At 67.1% G+C, this 15,335-nt stretch carries 13 protein-coding genes; 9 read left to right on the forward strand and 4 right to left on the reverse strand.

Translation table 11 applies throughout. The annotated features are described in order from the left end of the window. Window positions 1-262 precede the first annotated feature (262 nt). Complete coding sequence (gene mutY, locus QQL87_RS26875) at window positions 263-1,366, reverse strand: A/G-specific adenine glycosylase (RefSeq protein WP_284421942.1); 1,104 nt, start codon at window positions 1,364-1,366, stop codon at window positions 263-265. Window positions 1,367-1,492: 126 nt separating this feature from the next. On the opposite strand from mutY, the gene QQL87_RS26880 reads away from it, so the two are divergent. From QQL87_RS26880 to smc, 3 genes are all read left to right on the forward strand, one after another. Continuing rightward, window positions 1,493-1,972, forward strand: a complete 480-nt coding sequence (locus QQL87_RS26880) for a DUF721 domain-containing protein (RefSeq protein WP_284421944.1) — start codon at window positions 1,493-1,495, stop codon at window positions 1,970-1,972. A gap of 118 nt (window positions 1,973-2,090) precedes the next feature. After that, window positions 2,091-2,747, forward strand: a complete 657-nt coding sequence (locus tag QQL87_RS26885; protein WP_284421945.1) for a DsbA family protein — start codon at window positions 2,091-2,093, stop codon at window positions 2,745-2,747. A gap of 243 nt (window positions 2,748-2,990) precedes the next feature. Continuing rightward, on the forward strand, window positions 2,991-6,455 hold the full coding sequence (smc, locus tag QQL87_RS26890; protein ID WP_284421947.1) for a chromosome segregation protein SMC: 3,465 nt from the start codon (window positions 2,991-2,993) through the stop codon (window positions 6,453-6,455). A gap of 6 nt (window positions 6,456-6,461) precedes the next feature. On the opposite strand, the gene QQL87_RS26895 is transcribed toward smc, so the two are convergent. Beyond that, window positions 6,462-7,025: a hypothetical protein gene (locus QQL87_RS26895; RefSeq protein WP_284421948.1), complete on the reverse strand. Its 564-nt coding sequence runs from the start codon at window positions 7,023-7,025 to the stop codon at window positions 6,462-6,464. A gap of 87 nt (window positions 7,026-7,112) precedes the next feature. On the opposite strand from QQL87_RS26895, the gene QQL87_RS26900 reads away from it, so the two are divergent. The 6 genes from QQL87_RS26900 to QQL87_RS26925 all read left to right on the forward strand — a co-directional run bounded on the left by QQL87_RS26900 (window position 7,113) and on the right by QQL87_RS26925 (window position 12,419). Then, window positions 7,113-8,102, forward strand: a complete 990-nt coding sequence (locus QQL87_RS26900; RefSeq protein WP_284421949.1) for a small ribosomal subunit Rsm22 family protein — start codon at window positions 7,113-7,115, stop codon at window positions 8,100-8,102. 176 nt (window positions 8,103-8,278) lie between these two features. Then, a complete protein-coding gene (locus QQL87_RS26905) occupies window positions 8,279-8,671 on the forward strand; it encodes a COG4315 family predicted lipoprotein (protein WP_284422048.1) in 393 nt (130 codons plus the stop codon). Window positions 8,672-8,860: 189 nt separating this feature from the next. Then, entirely contained in the window at window positions 8,861-9,418 is a 558-nt protein-coding gene (locus QQL87_RS26910) for a LemA family protein (RefSeq protein ID WP_284421950.1), read from the forward strand. Between the two features lie 33 nt (window positions 9,419-9,451). After that, window positions 9,452-10,666 (forward strand): M48 family metallopeptidase, encoded by a 1,215-nt coding sequence (locus QQL87_RS26915; protein ID WP_284421951.1) that lies wholly within the window; start codon window positions 9,452-9,454, stop codon window positions 10,664-10,666. Window positions 10,667-10,932: 266 nt separating this feature from the next. Continuing rightward, the gene (locus QQL87_RS26920) at window positions 10,933-11,694 is read left to right on the forward strand and encodes a P-loop NTPase family protein (RefSeq protein ID WP_008965306.1); all 762 of its coding nucleotides are present in this window, start codon (window positions 10,933-10,935) and stop codon (window positions 11,692-11,694) included. Between the two features lie 56 nt (window positions 11,695-11,750). Then, complete coding sequence (locus QQL87_RS26925; RefSeq protein ID WP_284421953.1) at window positions 11,751-12,419, forward strand: hypothetical protein; 669 nt, start codon at window positions 11,751-11,753, stop codon at window positions 12,417-12,419. Between the two features lie 15 nt (window positions 12,420-12,434). On the opposite strand, the gene QQL87_RS26930 is transcribed toward QQL87_RS26925, so the two are convergent. Further along, on the reverse strand, window positions 12,435-12,974 hold the full coding sequence (locus QQL87_RS26930) for an adenine phosphoribosyltransferase (RefSeq protein WP_015668625.1): 540 nt from the start codon (window positions 12,972-12,974) through the stop codon (window positions 12,435-12,437). A 135-nt stretch (window positions 12,975-13,109) separates the two neighbouring features. Beyond that, complete coding sequence (locus QQL87_RS26935; protein WP_284421956.1) at window positions 13,110-15,272, reverse strand: anthranilate synthase component I; 2,163 nt, start codon at window positions 15,270-15,272, stop codon at window positions 13,110-13,112. Between the last annotated feature and the right edge of the window lie 63 nt (window positions 15,273-15,335).

Genomic DNA, 15,335 nt, shown 5'->3' on the forward strand with positions numbered 1-15,335 from the left:
GAGAAGAAAACGTCGCTATCAAATGATGCTAAAACTATCTTAGCGCCTATGGGCTCAAGGCCGGGACGACAGTGGAGTTGATCGAGACAAATGCCGTAGGGTGGGCAAAGCGGCCGCCGAAGGCGGCGGCGTGCCCACCGTCTCGCTGCGCCACTCGGCCTCGATGGTGGGCACGGCGCGGGTAACATCTCGCTGAACTCATTGGCAGCGTGGCGCGCCTTTGCCCACCCTACGGACTACAAACTACACGATCGGCGCGCTCTCACTCCCCCAGCCCGTGCGCCACGACCTTGCGCATCACGTTGGGCAGCGCCTCGCCGTCCAGCGTCGCGATCGGGACCCAGCGCATGCCGTCGGGCGCACGTGTCCGCGCCGGGACCTTGGCGGTGTAGACCACGAGCTCGAGCGGGAAATGGGTGAAGACGTGGGTGACGGTTCCGAGCTTGCGGTGCCAGCGTTTCACGCTCGTGAGTTCCGGCGCCTGCGCGAGCGCGTCGGCATCGTCCTGGCCGGCGAGCCATTCCGAGACAGGGACCTCGGTCATGCCGCCGAGCAGGCCCTTGGCGGGGCGCGAGCGCACCAGCAGCTCGTCGCCCCTGATGACGATGAAGGCGGCGCCGCGGCGGAGCGTGCCGGTCTTCTTGGCGGCCTTGCGCGGGAACGTGTCCTGATCGCCGCGGTCACGCGCGGTGCAATCCTCGTTCAACGGACACAGCGAGCAGGCCGGCTTCTTCGGTGTGCAGATGGTGGCGCCGAGGTCCATCAGCGCCTGGGCGCTGTCGCCGGCGCGGGACGGTCCGAGCAGGGTCGCCGCGAGCGCCTGGATCTGCGGCTTGGCCTGCGGCAGCGCCTCTTCCACGGCGAAAAGTCGCGTCGTCACACGCTCGATGTTGCCGTCGACCGGCATCGTCCGCCGATCGAACGCGATCGCGGCGATGGCGGCTGCGGTGTATGGGCCGATGCCGGGCAGCTTGCGCAACCCCTCCTCGGTGTCCGGGAACACGCCGTCATGCTCGCGCAGCACGGTGACGGCGCAGGTATGCAGGTTGCGCGCCCGCGAATAATAGCCGAGGCCGGCCCACATCCGCAGCACGTCGTCGAGCTCGGCGCTGCCGAGTGCGGAGACATCCGGCCAGCGCGCCAAAAACTTCTCGAAATACGGCCCGACCGCCTTCACCGTGGTCTGCTGCAGCATGATCTCGGACAGCCAGACGCGATAGGGATCGGAGCGCTGCCCGGCCGGCGCGCGCCACGGCAGCCGCCGCCGGTGGCGGTCGTACCAGGCGAGCAGTTGCGCGGGGCGCTGCGCGGAGCCGCGATTCTCCGGCTGGCTCTTGCGCTTGGAAGGAAGGGCTGATGACACCATTGGCTTAATCTAGTACGTCAGGAGCCATCGTCGCCCGCTGGACTGCAGTCTCGTCTGCGGCATCCACGGCTTTCTTCGAGCCCCAACGGCTCGGACGGGCGGCAGATCACGAGAACCCTGTTCATCATGGCAAAGCCCGGCCGCCTCACCGCAAAGCCTCTCTCGCTGATGATGGGCGATGTGCTGTCGGCTGCCTATGCCAAGCAGGGGTTTGCGGCGCGGGAACTGGTGACGCGCTGGCCGGAGATTGCCGGGCGCGAGATCGCCGAGCATGCGCAGCCGCTGAAGATGCAATGGCCGCGGCCGGTCGAGGGCCAGCCGCAGGAGCCGGCGACCCTGATCCTGCGCGTCGAGGGGCCGATGGCGCTGGAGATCCAGCATTCGTCGGACGTGATCCTGGAGCGGGTCAACCGCTTCTTCGGCTGGCATGCGGTCGGCAAGCTGGCGCTGCGCCAGGGCCCGTTGACCCGGCCGCCGGTGAAGCGCCGGCCGGCCCCGCCCGATCCCAAGAGCGTGGCAAAGGTCGCCTCGACCCTGACCGCGATCGAGGACGACGCCCTGCGCGACGCGCTGGCCCGCCTCGGCGCCGCCATCAAGCGAAATTGACGCCGCCCGTTTGATCCCGCTTTGCGGCCCGGCATTGCCTCAAGGAGGGTTTCGAGCTAGCGAAAAGCCACGTTACGAGCGTTTCAGGCGCGAGATGCGCCCATTCCGGAGCAGAGCCTTGATCATCACCCGCCGCGCCTTCACCGCCGCCTTGTCGCTGACCGGCCTCGCCGCGCTGGCTGGCTTCTCCCCGCTGCGGCTGATCTCGGAAGCCCTGGCGCAGAACGCCGCCGATGTCGCCAAGCCGGTGTCGCTGCCGGACATGGCGATCGGACCGGCGGACGCCGCCGTGACCATCACCGAATACGCCTCGATGACTTGCCCGCATTGCGCGGCGTTCAACGCCACCGTGTTCCCGAAGCTGAAGGCCGAATACATCGATACCGGCAAGGTGCGCTACATCTTCCGCGAGTTCCCGCTCGACATCAAAGCCGCCGCCGGCTCGATGCTGACGCGCTGCATCGCCAACGGCGACGCGCAGAAGTATTTCGCCGTCACCGACATGCTGTTCCGCTCGCAGAACGATTGGGTGGTGAAGAACACCACGGAGACCCTGACGCGGATCGGCAAGCAGGCCGGCCTCAGCCAGCAGCAGGTCGAAGCCTGCCTGAAGGATCAGGCGCTGCTCGACAAGATCGCCGCCGACCAGAAATACGCCAGCGACGTTCTCAAGGTTGATTCGACGCCGACCTTCTTCATCAATGGCGAGAAGATCAAAGGCGAATCGTCGATCGAGGAGTTTCAGAAGAAGATCAACCCGCTTCTGAAGAGCTGATTCGAATCACTGAGTCTTATGAGACACAGCGCGGCCCCTTCATGGGGCCGCTTCTGTTTGAAGGGCTGATTGCCGCGAGAAAGCCTTGGAAAAGCAGGCCCGGCGGGTTGCCCTGAGGGACCGGTCTCGCCATTGTCCGGCCCCTAGAATGGGGCGCAACGGCGACTCAGTCCACATTGACATTGCCTTCCATGGTATTGTCGGGGCTGCGAGATTCGTCTCCAGCCAACAGAGAATCTGTGCATGAAACTCACGCGTCTTCGTCTTCACGGTTTCAAGACGTTCGTCGAACCGACTGACTTCGTGATCGAACCCGGCCTCACCGGCGTCGTCGGACCGAACGGTTGCGGCAAGTCGAATCTGGTCGAGGCGCTGCGCTGGGCGATGGGCGAGACCTCGCACAAATCGCTGCGCGCGGCCGACATGGACGCGGTGATCTTCTCCGGCTCGAACACGCGTCCGTCGCGCAACCACGCCGAAGTGGTGATGACGATCGACAACAGCGATCGCACCGCGCCAGCGGCCGTGAACGACCGCGACATTCTCGAAATTTCGCGCCGCATCGAGCGCGAGGCCGGCTCGGTCTATCGCATCAACGGCCGCGACGTGCGCGCGCGCGACGTGCAGATCCTGTTCGCCGACGCCGCCACCGGCGCGCGTTCGCCCGCGCTCGTCCACCAGGGCAAGATCGGCGAGATCATTCAAGCCAAGCCCGAGCAGCGCCGCCGCGTGCTGGAAGACGCCGCCGGCGTCGCCGGCCTGCATGCCCGCCGCCACGAGGCCGAGCTGCGGCTGAAGGCGGCGGAGACGAATCTGCTGCGCGTCGAAGACGTCATCGGCCAGCTCTCCGGCCAGATGGAAGGCCTGCGCAAGCAGGCGCGCCAGGCGATCCGCTACCGCGAGGTCGCGGCCAAGGTACGCAAGGCGGAAGCCACGCTCTATCATATGCGCTGGATGGGCGCGCATGCCGACCTCAACGACGCCGCCCATGTGCACGATGTCAGCGTGCGCGAGATGGCGGAGCGGACCCGTGAGCAGGCCGAATCGGCGCGCATCCAGGCGATCCGCGCCTCGCATCTGCCGGCGCTGCGCGAGGCCGAGGCCCGCGCCGCCGCGACGATGCAGCGGCTGAAGAATGCCCGCGACCTGCTCGATCGCGAGGAGCTGCGCGCCAAGGAGCGCACTGGCGAGCTCGACCGCCGCCTGATGCAGCTCACCGCCGACGTCGCCCGCGAGCAGCAGCAGAACCAGGATGCGCAGGTCGCGCTGCAACGTCTTGAAACTGAAGACGCGGAGCTGAAGGAAGAGATCAAGGCGCGCGTCGAGATGCGCAGCGGCGTCGATGAGCGCGTCGCCGAGGCCGAAGCCCTTCTCACCGAGACCGAGCGCCAGTTCACCGAGCTGACGACGCAGCTCGCCGATCTCACCGCCCGCCGCAACCAGCTCGAGGCCAACGTCCGCAGCCACCGCGATCGTCTCGCCCGGCTCGACCAGGACATCGCGAACGTCCGCGCCGACGAGGAGCGGCTGGCGCAGGAGACCGCCCATCTCGGCGATCTCGACACGCTCGCCGCCACGCTGGAAGCTGCTGAAGAGGCCGAGGCGCAGGCCGAAGCCGCGGTGCAGACCAGCGAATCGGCGCAGGCCGCCGCGCGGCAGAAGCTCGAAGCCTCGCGCGCGCCGCTGGCCGACGCCGAGAAGCGGGCGCAGCGGCTCGAGACCGAGGCGCGTACCATCTCCAAGATGGTCAACAGCGAGACCAAGAACCTGTGGCCGCCGATCATCGACGGCGTCACGGTCGCCAAGGGATATGAGAAGGCGCTCGGCGCCGTGCTCGGCGACGATCTCGATGCGCCGGTCGATGCCTCCGCGCCAATGCACTGGACTGTGGCCGGCGCCGAGGTCACCGACCCCGCGCTGCCCGACGGCGTCGAGCCGCTCGCGGCCTATGTCCAGGCGCCGCCGGAGCTGTCGCGCCGCCTCGCCCAGATCGGCGTGGTCACACGCGATCGCGGCGCCCAGCTGGTGTCGCAGCTCAAGACCGGCCAGCGGCTGGTGTCGCCGGAAGGCGACGTCTGGCGCTGGGACGGCTTCATCGCCGCCGCGCACGCGCCGACCGGTGCCGCCCGACGTCTCGCCGAGCGGGCCCGCCTGATCGACATCGAGGCCGAGCTGGAGCAGGCGCGCATCGACGCGACCAGCAAGCGCCAGGCGCTCGAGAGCGCCGAGGCCGAGGTCAGGGCCGCCACATCAGCCGAGAGTGCCGCACGCGAAGCCTGGCGTGCCGCGCAGCGCGAGGTCAATTCGGCGCGCGAGCGCCACGCCAATGCCGAGCGCGAGATCAACCGCCATTCGGCGCGCAAGTCCGCGCTGGTCGAGGCCTCGACCCGCCTCGCCCATGACCGCGCCGAGATCGCCGAGCTGCACCAGAATGCGCTCGAGGCGATCGAGGAGCTGCCGGCGACCACCGAGGCCGATGAACGGCTCGCGGCCGTGCGTGGCGAGATCGAGACCAAGCGCCGCGCCGCGGCGCAGGTCCGTGCCGAGGCGCAGGCGCTCGCCCGCGAGGCCGAGCTGGCCGATCGCCGCGTGCAGGCGATCATCAATGAGCGCAACGACTGGTTCAACCGCATTCGCGGCGCCGGCTCGCAGATCGCCACCATCGAGGCGCGCATTGCCGAGGTGAAGGACGAGCGCTCCGAGCTGGAGAACGCGCCGGAGATCTTCGCCGAGAAGCGCAGCGCGCTGATCGACGAGCTCGCCATCGCCGAAGGCGAGCGCCAGGTCGCCGCCGACGCGCTGGCCGAGGCCGAGGGCGCGATGGGCGACACCGACCGTGCCGCCAAGGCCTCGCTGGAAGCGCTGTCGAAATCACGCGAGGCCGCAGCCCGCGCCGAGGAGCGGCTCGAGAGCGCCAAGCGCCGCGTCGCCGACGTCGAGCGCGAGATCCACGACATGCTCGAATGCGAGCCGAATGCGGTCGCCGCGATGGCCGAGATCGGCCCGGACACGCAACTGCCGCCGCTGCACGAGATCGAAGAGAGCCTGGAGAAGCTGCGCCGCGATCGCGAGCGGCTCGGTGCGGTGAACCTCCGCGCCGAGGAGGAGCTCACCGAGGTCGAGGGCTCGCACACCGCGCTGACCACCGAGCGCGATGACCTCGTCGAGGCCATCAAGCGGCTGCGCCAGGGCATCCAGAGCCTCAACAAGGAGGCGCGCGAGCGCCTGCAGGCCTCGTTCGAGACCGTCAACGATCACTTCAAGCGGCTGTTCACCGAGCTGTTCGGCGGCGGCGAGGCCGCGCTGCATCTGATCGAGAGCGACGATCCGCTCGAGGCCGGCCTCGAGATCATCGCCAAGCCGCCGGGCAAGAAGCCGCAGACGCTGTCGCTGCTGTCGGGTGGCGAGCAGGCGCTGACGGCGATGGCGCTGATCTTCGCGGTGTTCCTCACCAACCCCTCGCCGATCTGCGTGCTGGACGAGGTCGACGCGCCGCTCGACGACCACAACGTCGAACGCTTCTGCAATTTGCTGCACGAGATGAAGGGCTCGACCGAGACCCGCTTCATCATCATCACCCACAACCCGATCACCATGGCGCGCATGAACCGGCTGTTCGGCGTCACCATGGCCGAGCGCGGCGTGTCGCAGCTCGTCTCGGTCGCGCTCGACGAGGCCGTGAAGATCCTCGACCAGCAGGTGGCGTAACGCATCTCATTGCGCATCGCGCAGGGCTTTCAGCCAGCGCGCGGTGCGCTCGGACCGGTCGGGGGCAAGCTCCCGGATCAGGTCGCGGGCGTAGAGTGCGAATGTTGCGTGCGTGTCGTCGAGGGGGATGACGAGAAGATCGATGGTCTCGGGGAGACCGCGCGGTGGTGCACGCAGGATGTAACGCCGGCGCAATTCATCGCCAGGAGCCAGATAGGCGGCACCTGCCCCGGGTTCGGCCATGATGACCGCGTCGAGACGCTCCATCAGCACCTCGGCCGATCCTTCGAAGGTCGGCGGCTCCACGTCGATTTTCTCGGCAGACTTGCAGACGTTTGCCCGGCATATCAGGAGCGACTTGCCGCGCGCGCGAAACGTGCCATTGTAAAACCCGCTCGGCTGAATGCTCCCAATGTCGAGCGGCTCGCGCAGCAGCACGGCCAGAAAATAATACGGGCGGTAGCCGAGAGGTCCAGAACGGACGAGCTCAACGATGACCAATACGACCACGCCGAGGAGCCCGATCCCGCCCCATCGCACGAGCTTCATTCCGACGACCGATTTGTGCATTGCTCGCTCCGCGCCCCAGACGCCAACCAATTTCTTCCAAGACGCACATCGATCATGCGCGAACGCTCCTGACGATGACAACCATCGATGATCTCTCCTGACCTCCCCGCTCACCTCAGGGCCGCCCTGGAGGGCAAGCTGCACGGGCAGTCGCGGCAGGATGCAGCCGCGCGCGCGACCCGCATCTCGGAGTCCTATCGCAGCGGTGGCAATTCCGGAACGATCACCAGCGATGCCGACGCGATCGCCTATGCCATCGTGCGGATGCCAGCGACCTATGCCGCTGTTGTGGCCAGCCTGAACGCCGTGATGCAGGCGAGCCCGGACTTTGCGCCAACATCGCTGCTCGATGTCGGCGCCGGGCCGGGCACTGCGAGCCTTGCAGCGGCGGAAGCTTTTTCGTCGCTGAAATCGTTCGATGCCATCGACGCCAATCCCGCCCTGCGCTCGCTGGCGCTTGCGCTCGCTGGCGAAACGATGCGCCTCCGCGACCTCGCCTATACGCTCGGCCCGGCACGGGCGCTGCTCGAGCGCGCGGAACGCGCCGATCTCGTCATCGCCAGCTACATGATCGGTGAGCTGACCGATGCCGAACGCTCCGCGGTCGTCGAGGCGCTGTGGGCCAGGACCCGCGATACGCTGCTGATCGTCGAGCCCGGCACGCCCGCCGGCTATCAGCGTGTCATCGCCGCGCGCGACCGCCTGATCGCGGCCAGCGCCCATGTCGCAGCCCCCTGCCCGCACGCGGCGGCGTGCCCCTTGATCGCACCGGACTGGTGCCATTTCGTCCAGCGGCTGGCGCGGTCGCGGGCGCATCGCGAGCTGAAGGGCGCGGACGTGCCGTTCGAGGATGAGAAGTTCAGCTTCATCGCGCTGACCCGCCAGCCCGTCGCGCGACGCCCGGCCGCCCGCGTGCTCGCTCCGCCTCTGGTCACCAAGATCGCGGCGACGGTCAAGCTGTGCCAGGCCGATGGGTCCGCAGCGATCGTCGGCATCCCCCGCCGCGACAAGCCAGCTTTCGCCGCGGCCCGGCGCTGGGACTGGGGCGACGGCGTGGAGCCGCCGCCACGTCCATAGATACCTCTCCCGACCGGCATGGTTAACGTCGGGTCGAACTTGTCTCTCATTTTCGCGATTTCGCGAAACCCGAGAGAAATTCGCGTTTGCTACGGTGAGCTGCACGGGCGCTGAAGGCGCTGCTCACAAGGGAACGCGTGTCGATGTTCAGGACGATGACGATCGCTGCAATGCTGCTGGTCTCGGCAGGAACCGCCTTCGCCGGCGGCCATGGCGGCGAGTCGGCGCCGCCGCCACCGAAGCAGGAGGGTCCGCCGGCAAAAGCGATTGTCGGCAAGAACGGCCCGGTCCTGACCGATCCGAAGGGCATGACGCTGTACTACACGGAGCGCGACAACACCGGTCGCCAATCGACCTGCGACGGCGCCTGCGCCGAGAAGCGTCCGCCGCTGATCGCGCCCGACAATGCCGTTGCCTCCGGCGATTTCACGGTCATCACCCGCAGCGACGGCAAGAAGATGTGGGCCTACCGCTACCGCCCGCTGTATACCTCGCAGCTCGACGGCGCCCCCGGCGAGATCAAGGGCGATGATCCCGCACAGCAGTGGCGGATCGCCCGGCCCTATTGAGCCTGCGCGGTAGCACCCCTCACGCCGGCCCGGCCATGCGGGCGCCCACCGAACAGACCCGTCAGCCCAAAGCGCCTTGAACGGGCTTCCCTTCTGATGCGACCAATGCACGCCGGTCCAGCTGCGGACCGGCGGCGCCGCCGCGTGTCGGCCGCCTTGTCCTTCCTGCCCTCTCCCTCGGAGCCTGTCATGTCCGGCTGGATCGTCCTCGGCATCATCGTCATTCTCGTGCTGTTCGCTCTCAGTGCCTACAACCGGCTGGTGGCCCTCGGCCAGCGCGTCGGCCAGGCCTTTGCCGACATCGACGTCCAGCTCAAGCAGCGCCACGACCTGATCCCGAACCTGGTCGAGACCGTGAAGGGCTATGCCTCCCATGAGCGCGGCACCCTGGACGAGGTCATCAAGGCCCGGAACGCGGCCATGTCGGCCCAGGGCCCGTCTCAGGTCTCCGCCGCCGAGGGCCAGCTGTCCGGCGCACTCGGCCGGCTGATCGCGCTGTCCGAGGCCTACCCGGACCTCAAGGCCAACGCCAACTTCCAGCAGCTCGCGAGCGAGCTGTCCGACATCGAGAACAAGATCGCGGCGAGCCGGCGCTTCTTCAACAATGCCGTGCAGGAATACAATACCGGCATCCAGCAGATGCCCGCAGCGTTGTTCGCCGGCACCTTCGGCTTCACCCGCAAGGAATTCTTCGATCTCGGCACCAGCCGGGCCGAGGTCGAGGCTGCGCCCAGCGTCAAGTTCTGACCTCGCGCCCTCCCCGCTGAAGGGCCCGACATCATGGCCGCCTACGGTCTCTACACCCACATCGCATCGAACAAGACCCGTTCGGTGCTGCTGCTCGGCGGCCTGTTCCTGCTGATCTACGTGCTGGTGTTCGCCGGCGCGCTGATCGCCGAGGTGATGATCAACGGCAATGGCAGCGTCGCCTATTACATGAACGCCGCCACGCGCGACTTGATCAAGGCGCTGCCCTGGGCGACGATCGGCGCGGCGGCCTGGATCGTGATCGCCTATTTCTTCCACCAGAAGATGATCGACGCCGTGACCGGCGGGACCGCCGTGACCCGCCAGGAGCAGCCGCGGCTGTACAATCTGCTCGAAAACCTCTGCATCTCGCGCGGCATCACGATGCCGCAGCTGAAGATCATGGACAGCCCGGCACTGAACGCCTTCGCCACTGGTCTCAACCCACGGCAATACGCCGTCACCGTCACGACCGGTCTGCTCGACGCGCTCGACGACCAGGAGATGGAGGCGGTGCTGGGCCATGAGCTGACCCACATCCGCAACGGCGACGTCCAGTTGATGGTGGTGGCCGTCATCATCGCCGGCGTGGTGGGCTTCTTCGGCGAGCTGTTTTTCCGGCTGTTCACCAATATGAGCTGGGGCGGCGGCTGGGGCCGGTCCTCGTCGTCCTCCTCGTCGTCGTCGGATTCCGACCGCAAGGGCTCCGGCGGCGGCGCCATCATCGTCGTGATCATCGCGGTCGTACTGATCGTGGTGGCCTGGCTCATGTCCCAGGTCGTCAAGCTGGCCCTGTCGCGCACCCGCGAATACCTCGCCGATGCCGGGGCGGTCGAGCTGACCAAGAACCCCGATGCGATGATCAGCGCGCTGCGCAAGATCGAGGGCCGCGGCGAGCTGCCGGGCGCCACCTCGGCGGTCATGGAATTGTGCGTCGACAATCCGCGCGAGGGCTTCGCCGATCTGTTCGCCACCCACCCGTCCGTCGATGCCCGCATCCAGGCGCTGATCAAGTTCGCCGGTGGCCACGATCCCGGCCCGTTGGCCTTACCCCCGGACGAGCCAGAGGCGGACGACACCGGGACCGAAGCTGCCGATGGCACCGCTCCGCCGCCGCTGCCGCTGCCGCCGGCAGGTCCGTGGAGCGATGCCGGCGGCCAATCCCCATCGCCTGCCCCATCGCCGGGCGCGGCTCCGCAGGATGGCCCCTGGACGACACCCGCCACCGGACCCTGGGGTCGGCACTAGGCGCCATCGCCACGTCCCAGATCGGGACGCAGCCTCGCGCCCCCCTGGCCATCGTCCTGCTAGTCGCTCTCAGCTGTCCTGGCACCAAAGCGGACGTTTCGGGCCGATTGCTCCTGATTGGTCCGACCTGTTGCAGCGAAGGCGCAAAATTCCCCGGTCCCGTGCTGCAATGAATTTGAATTCTCCAGCGTTTCTGCCATGTTCGCGCCCAAAGCAGAATGACATGCGCCGGCCCCCTGGCCGGCCTCAGGGCTGAAGGACTTTCCATGGCGAAACCGGCAGTGGTTGTGGTGGGCGCGGACAAGGGCGGGGTCGGCAAGACCACGGTGTCGCGGACGTTGCTCGATTATTTCAGCGCCAACAACGTGCCCACCCGGGCGTTCGACACCGAGCATCCGCGCGGCACCCTGAAGCGCTTCCACCCGGAAATCACCGAAATCGTCGACATGAACTCGACGCCGGACCAGATGAAGATCTTCGACACGCTGAGCGCCGTGGCGCCCTCGGTGACCGTGATCGACGTCCGCGCCGGCCTGATGTCGCCGACGCTCGCGGCACTCCGCGATATCGGCTTCCTCGACGCCGCCCGCTCCGGCCAGATCACCTTCGCGGTCTTCCACATCCTTGGCTCGTCGATCGCCTCGCTCGACGAGATCGCCGAGACGGCCAGCTACATGATCGGCGCGAAGTATTTCCTGGTGAAGAACTTCATCAACAACACCAGCTTCTTCGAGTGGGACCAGTCGACCTACAATTCCTACTTCCACCGCATCAAGGATGCGACCGAGCTGACCATCCCGAAGCTCAACGAGATGGCGTTCGAGCAGGTGGAGGTCGCCTCGGTGCCTTTCCTCAAATTCGTCGCCAACAAGGGCCCCCGCGACGAAGCCGCCAACTACTCCTTCGTGCTGCGCGGCTATGTCCGGCATTGGCTCGCCAATGTCTGGAGCGAGTACGACCGGATCAAGCTGACCGACATCGTCGGCTCGACCAAGGCGCCGACGCCGCGGCCGGCCGGGGAAAAATAGCATCTCCGTGCCTGATGGGACTTTATCGCAACCGCATTTGACCTGATATAGGTCTGATGCCCGCGACGCCTGTGTACATCGTCTGCTCGCCCCGGCCGCAGTCCGGGAAGACGCTGCTTGCGCGGGTCCTGAGCGAGTTCCTGCTGCTCAAGAACGGCCAGGTGCTCGCCTTCGACGTCACGCTGCGCGAGCCGTCGCTGCTCGACTTCCTGCCGCAGGTCACGGAGACCGCGACAATCGAGGACACCTACGGCAAGATCCAGCTGATGGACCGGGTGATCCTCAACGACGGCATCCCCAAGGTGATCGACCTCGGCTACTACTCGTTCGAGGAGTTCTTCAAAATGTCCGAACAGATCGGCTTTTTGAAGGAGGCCGCGCGGCGGAACGTGGTCCCGATCGTGCTGTACTGCGCCGAGGGCGACCGGGTCTCGATGCGCGCCTATGACGCCCTGCGGCGGCAGATCCCGAAGTCCCAGCTGATCGTGGTCGAGAACGACCACGTCCTGCGTGAGGAGCTGCCCCAGCTCTACAGCCGCAGCAAGCACCTCAAGATCGCGGCCCTGCCCGCCTTCCTGAAGACCTATATCGAGCGTTACTCGTTCTCCTTCACCGGCTATCTGCGCCAGGAACGGGATCCGTCGACCGAGCTCTATCAATGGATCCGGCGCAACTACTACGCGCTGCGCGAGATCGAGCAGGAGCTCATGATGCAGCGGTCCTGACGCCGCCGCCTCGGCTCAGTGGCCCTCGAACGCGATCAGCGTGCGCACCGGCACGTCGAGCGCGCGCAGCTTGGCGGCGCCGCCGAGATCCGGCAGGTCGATGATGAAGCAGGCCGCGACCACGGTGGCGCCGATCTGCCGCAAGAGCTTCACCGCGCCCTCGGCCGTGCCGCCGGTGGCGATGAGATCGTCGACCAGGATCACCCGCTCGCCAGGCTCGACCGCGTCGACATGCATCTCCATCTCGTCGGTGCCGTATTCCAGCGCGTAGGACATGCTGACCGTCTTGTGCGGCAGCTTGCCCTTCTTGCGGATCGGCACGAAGCCGGCAGAGAGCTGGTGCGCGACCGCGCCGCCCAGGATGAAGCCGCGCGCCTCGATGCCCGCGACCTTGTCGATCTTCGAGCCCGCCCAGGGATGCACCAGTTCGTCGACCGCGCGGCGGAACGCGCGCGCGTCCGCCAGCAGGGTCGTGATGTCCCGGAACAGGATGCCCGGCTTCGGATAGTCCGGAATGGTGCGGACCGTGTTCTTGATGTCCAGATCGAACGTCATCGTGCTCTCATTGCCTTGTTTGGCCGTGACCGCGAGGAATTCGTCATTGCGAGCGAAGCGAAGCAATCCAGGGCCGCGAAAACAACTCTGGATCGCTTCGTCGCTCACGCTCCTCGCGATGACGGCGACCACCGTTCACCCCGGCTGATTGAGCCGGAACGCATTCTCCACGATCCTCAATCCCACGGCATCGCCAAGCGACATCAGCGATTCCGGGTGGAACTGCACGCCGCCGACCGGCAGCGTTTTGTGCTCGATCGCCATCGCCACGCCATCCTCGGTCGCGGCCGTCACCGTCAGCACCTCCGGCATGCTGTCGCGCTCGACGTACAGCGAATGATAGCGGCCGATGACGATCTCGTTCGGCAGCCCCTTCATCAGCCGTCCGCCGCGCACCTGGACGCGCGAGGGCCGGCCGTGGGCGGGCTGGCCGAGCTGACCGAGCCGGCCGCCAAAATACTCGCCCATCGCCTGCACGCCGAGGCAGACGCCGAAGATCGGCAGCTTCCTCTCGAGCGCGGCGTCGATCGTGGTCGAGATCTTGAAGTCCTCCGGCCGACCGGGGCCCGGCGACAACACGATCAGATCCCAGCTGCGCTCGGCCAGCATCTTCAGCGCATGAACATAGCGCACCACGGTGACGTTGGCGCCGACCTGGCGGAAATAATCGGCCAGCATGTGCACGAAGCTGTCGTCATGATCGATCAGCAGCACATTCTTGCCCGAGCCGGTGGCATCCGGCGCGGTCGAGGACAGCGGCGGTGGCGGATCGCCGCGCAGCGCCTGAAACAGCGCCGCCGCCTTGACCTGGCACTCGCGATCCTCGGCCGCGGGATCGGAATCGAACAGGCAGGTGGCGCCGACGCGGACCTCGGCGAGACCGTCCTTCATGCGGATGGTGCGGATGGTCAGGCCGGTGTTGATCGAGCCGTCGAAATTCACGACGCCGATCGCGCCGGCATACCAGCGCCGCGGCGACCGCTCGTTGTCCTCGACGAACTGCATCGCCCAGAGTTTCGGGGCGCCGGTGACGGTGACCGCCCAGGCGTGGGTCAGGAATGCATCGAGCGCGTCGAAGCCGGGCCGCAGCATGCCTTCGACGTGATCGACGGTATGGAACAGCTTCGAATAGGTCTCGATCTGCCGGCGCGCCAGCACCTTAATGGTGCCGGGCACGCAGATGCGCGCCTTGTCGTTGCGATCGACGTCGGTGCACATGTTGAGCTCGAACTCGTCCTTCTCCGAGTTCAGGAGCTGGCGGATCTGCTCGGCATCGCCGATCGCGTCGCGGCCGCGCGCGATGGTGCCGGAGATCGGACAGGTCTCGACGCGGCGGCCGTCGGAGCGCACGAACATCTCCGGCGAGGCCGACACGAGAAACTCGCCGTCGCCGAGATTCATCAGCGCGCCATAGGGCGACGGGTTGATGCGGCAGAGCCGCTGGAACACTTCCGCCGGCGAGCGCTCGCAGGGCTCGGCAAACAGCTGGCCGGGGACCGCCTCGAACAGGTCGCCGCGGGCAAACGCACCGCGGGCCTTCTCGACCGTCGCCTGGTACTCGCCGGGCGCGTGATCGGCAAAGCCCTGGCGCGGCTCCTTCAGGTAGATGCTGGCGCCGGTGTCGCGCGGCAGGCCTGATGTCGACTGGCCGTTCCAGGCGAAATCATAGGACAGCACCACGCCGCGGCCGGTGGCGCGGTCATAGGCCAGCAGGCGATCGGGCACGTAGAGCACGATGTCGCGCTGGTCCTGCTCGCGTGAGCGCTTCTGCACGAGGTCCTCGATCTGGAACACGAGGTCGTAGGCGAAGGCGCCGAACAGGCCAAGCAGCGGATCGTCATTGGCGGAGAGCGCGGCGATCATGGCCCGTACCAGCGACATCACGCTGGCGCGCCTTGTGCGCTGGTCCTCTTCGACCGGGGCCGGGCCGCGAATGATATGGCCCGCGAGCCGCGCCGGCGATGCCTCGGTGATGACCACGCAGGGCTCGCGCAAGGTATCCTTGAGGAAGGCGATCAGCACCTCGCCGCGGCGGTTCAGCGCCTGCAAGGTGAAGTCGGTGCCCTTGGTCTCCAGCCCCAGCGGCGGATCGGCAAAGCCGAGGTCGAAGCTGTCATAGCGGCCGGGCACGGTGGTGCCGGAAGAGAGCACCACGCCGCGGCGGCGATCGAGCAGGTCGATCAGGTCGTCGAGCCGGCTGGCACCGCCGGAAAACTGCTCGACGGCGCGCGTGATCGCAAGCCCGCCACTTGTGCGGTAGTCGCTCTGCGCAGGAAGGGCAAAAACGGTCCTGTTCATGGGGTCCTCTCGGGCGTCCTCTTACGAAACTTGCCGAGGAAACGCCACACAGGACCAACCGGA

It is taken from the genome of Bradyrhizobium sp. SSBR45G, assembly GCF_030159255.1.
GTDB lineage: Bacteria > Pseudomonadota > Alphaproteobacteria > Rhizobiales > Xanthobacteraceae > Bradyrhizobium.

Bases quoted from the DNA above. Each gene is read 5' to 3' on its own strand.
- QQL87_RS26935 (WP_284421956.1), bottom strand. From the start codon at position 15,272: ATGAACAGGACCGTTTTTGCCCTTCCTGCGCAGAGCGACTACCGCACA.
- smc (WP_284421947.1), top strand. From the start codon at position 2,991: ATGAAACTCACGCGTCTTCGTCTTCACGGTTTCAAGACGTTCGTCGAA.
- QQL87_RS26900 (WP_284421949.1), top strand. From the start codon at position 7,113: ATGATCTCTCCTGACCTCCCCGCTCACCTCAGGGCCGCCCTGGAGGGC.
- QQL87_RS26880 (WP_284421944.1), top strand. From the start codon at position 1,493: ATGGCAAAGCCCGGCCGCCTCACCGCAAAGCCTCTCTCGCTGATGATG.
- QQL87_RS26915 (WP_284421951.1), top strand. From the start codon at position 9,452: ATGGCCGCCTACGGTCTCTACACCCACATCGCATCGAACAAGACCCGT.
- QQL87_RS26895 (WP_284421948.1), bottom strand. From the start codon at position 7,025: ATGCACAAATCGGTCGTCGGAATGAAGCTCGTGCGATGGGGCGGGATC.
- QQL87_RS26930 (WP_015668625.1), bottom strand. From the start codon at position 12,974: ATGACGTTCGATCTGGACATCAAGAACACGGTCCGCACCATTCCGGAC.
- QQL87_RS26910 (WP_284421950.1), top strand. From the start codon at position 8,861: ATGTCCGGCTGGATCGTCCTCGGCATCATCGTCATTCTCGTGCTGTTC.
- QQL87_RS26925 (WP_284421953.1), top strand. From the start codon at position 11,751: ATGCCCGCGACGCCTGTGTACATCGTCTGCTCGCCCCGGCCGCAGTCC.
- mutY (WP_284421942.1), bottom strand. From the start codon at position 1,366: ATGGTGTCATCAGCCCTTCCTTCCAAGCGCAAGAGCCAGCCGGAGAAT.
- QQL87_RS26920 (WP_008965306.1), top strand. From the start codon at position 10,933: ATGGCGAAACCGGCAGTGGTTGTGGTGGGCGCGGACAAGGGCGGGGTC.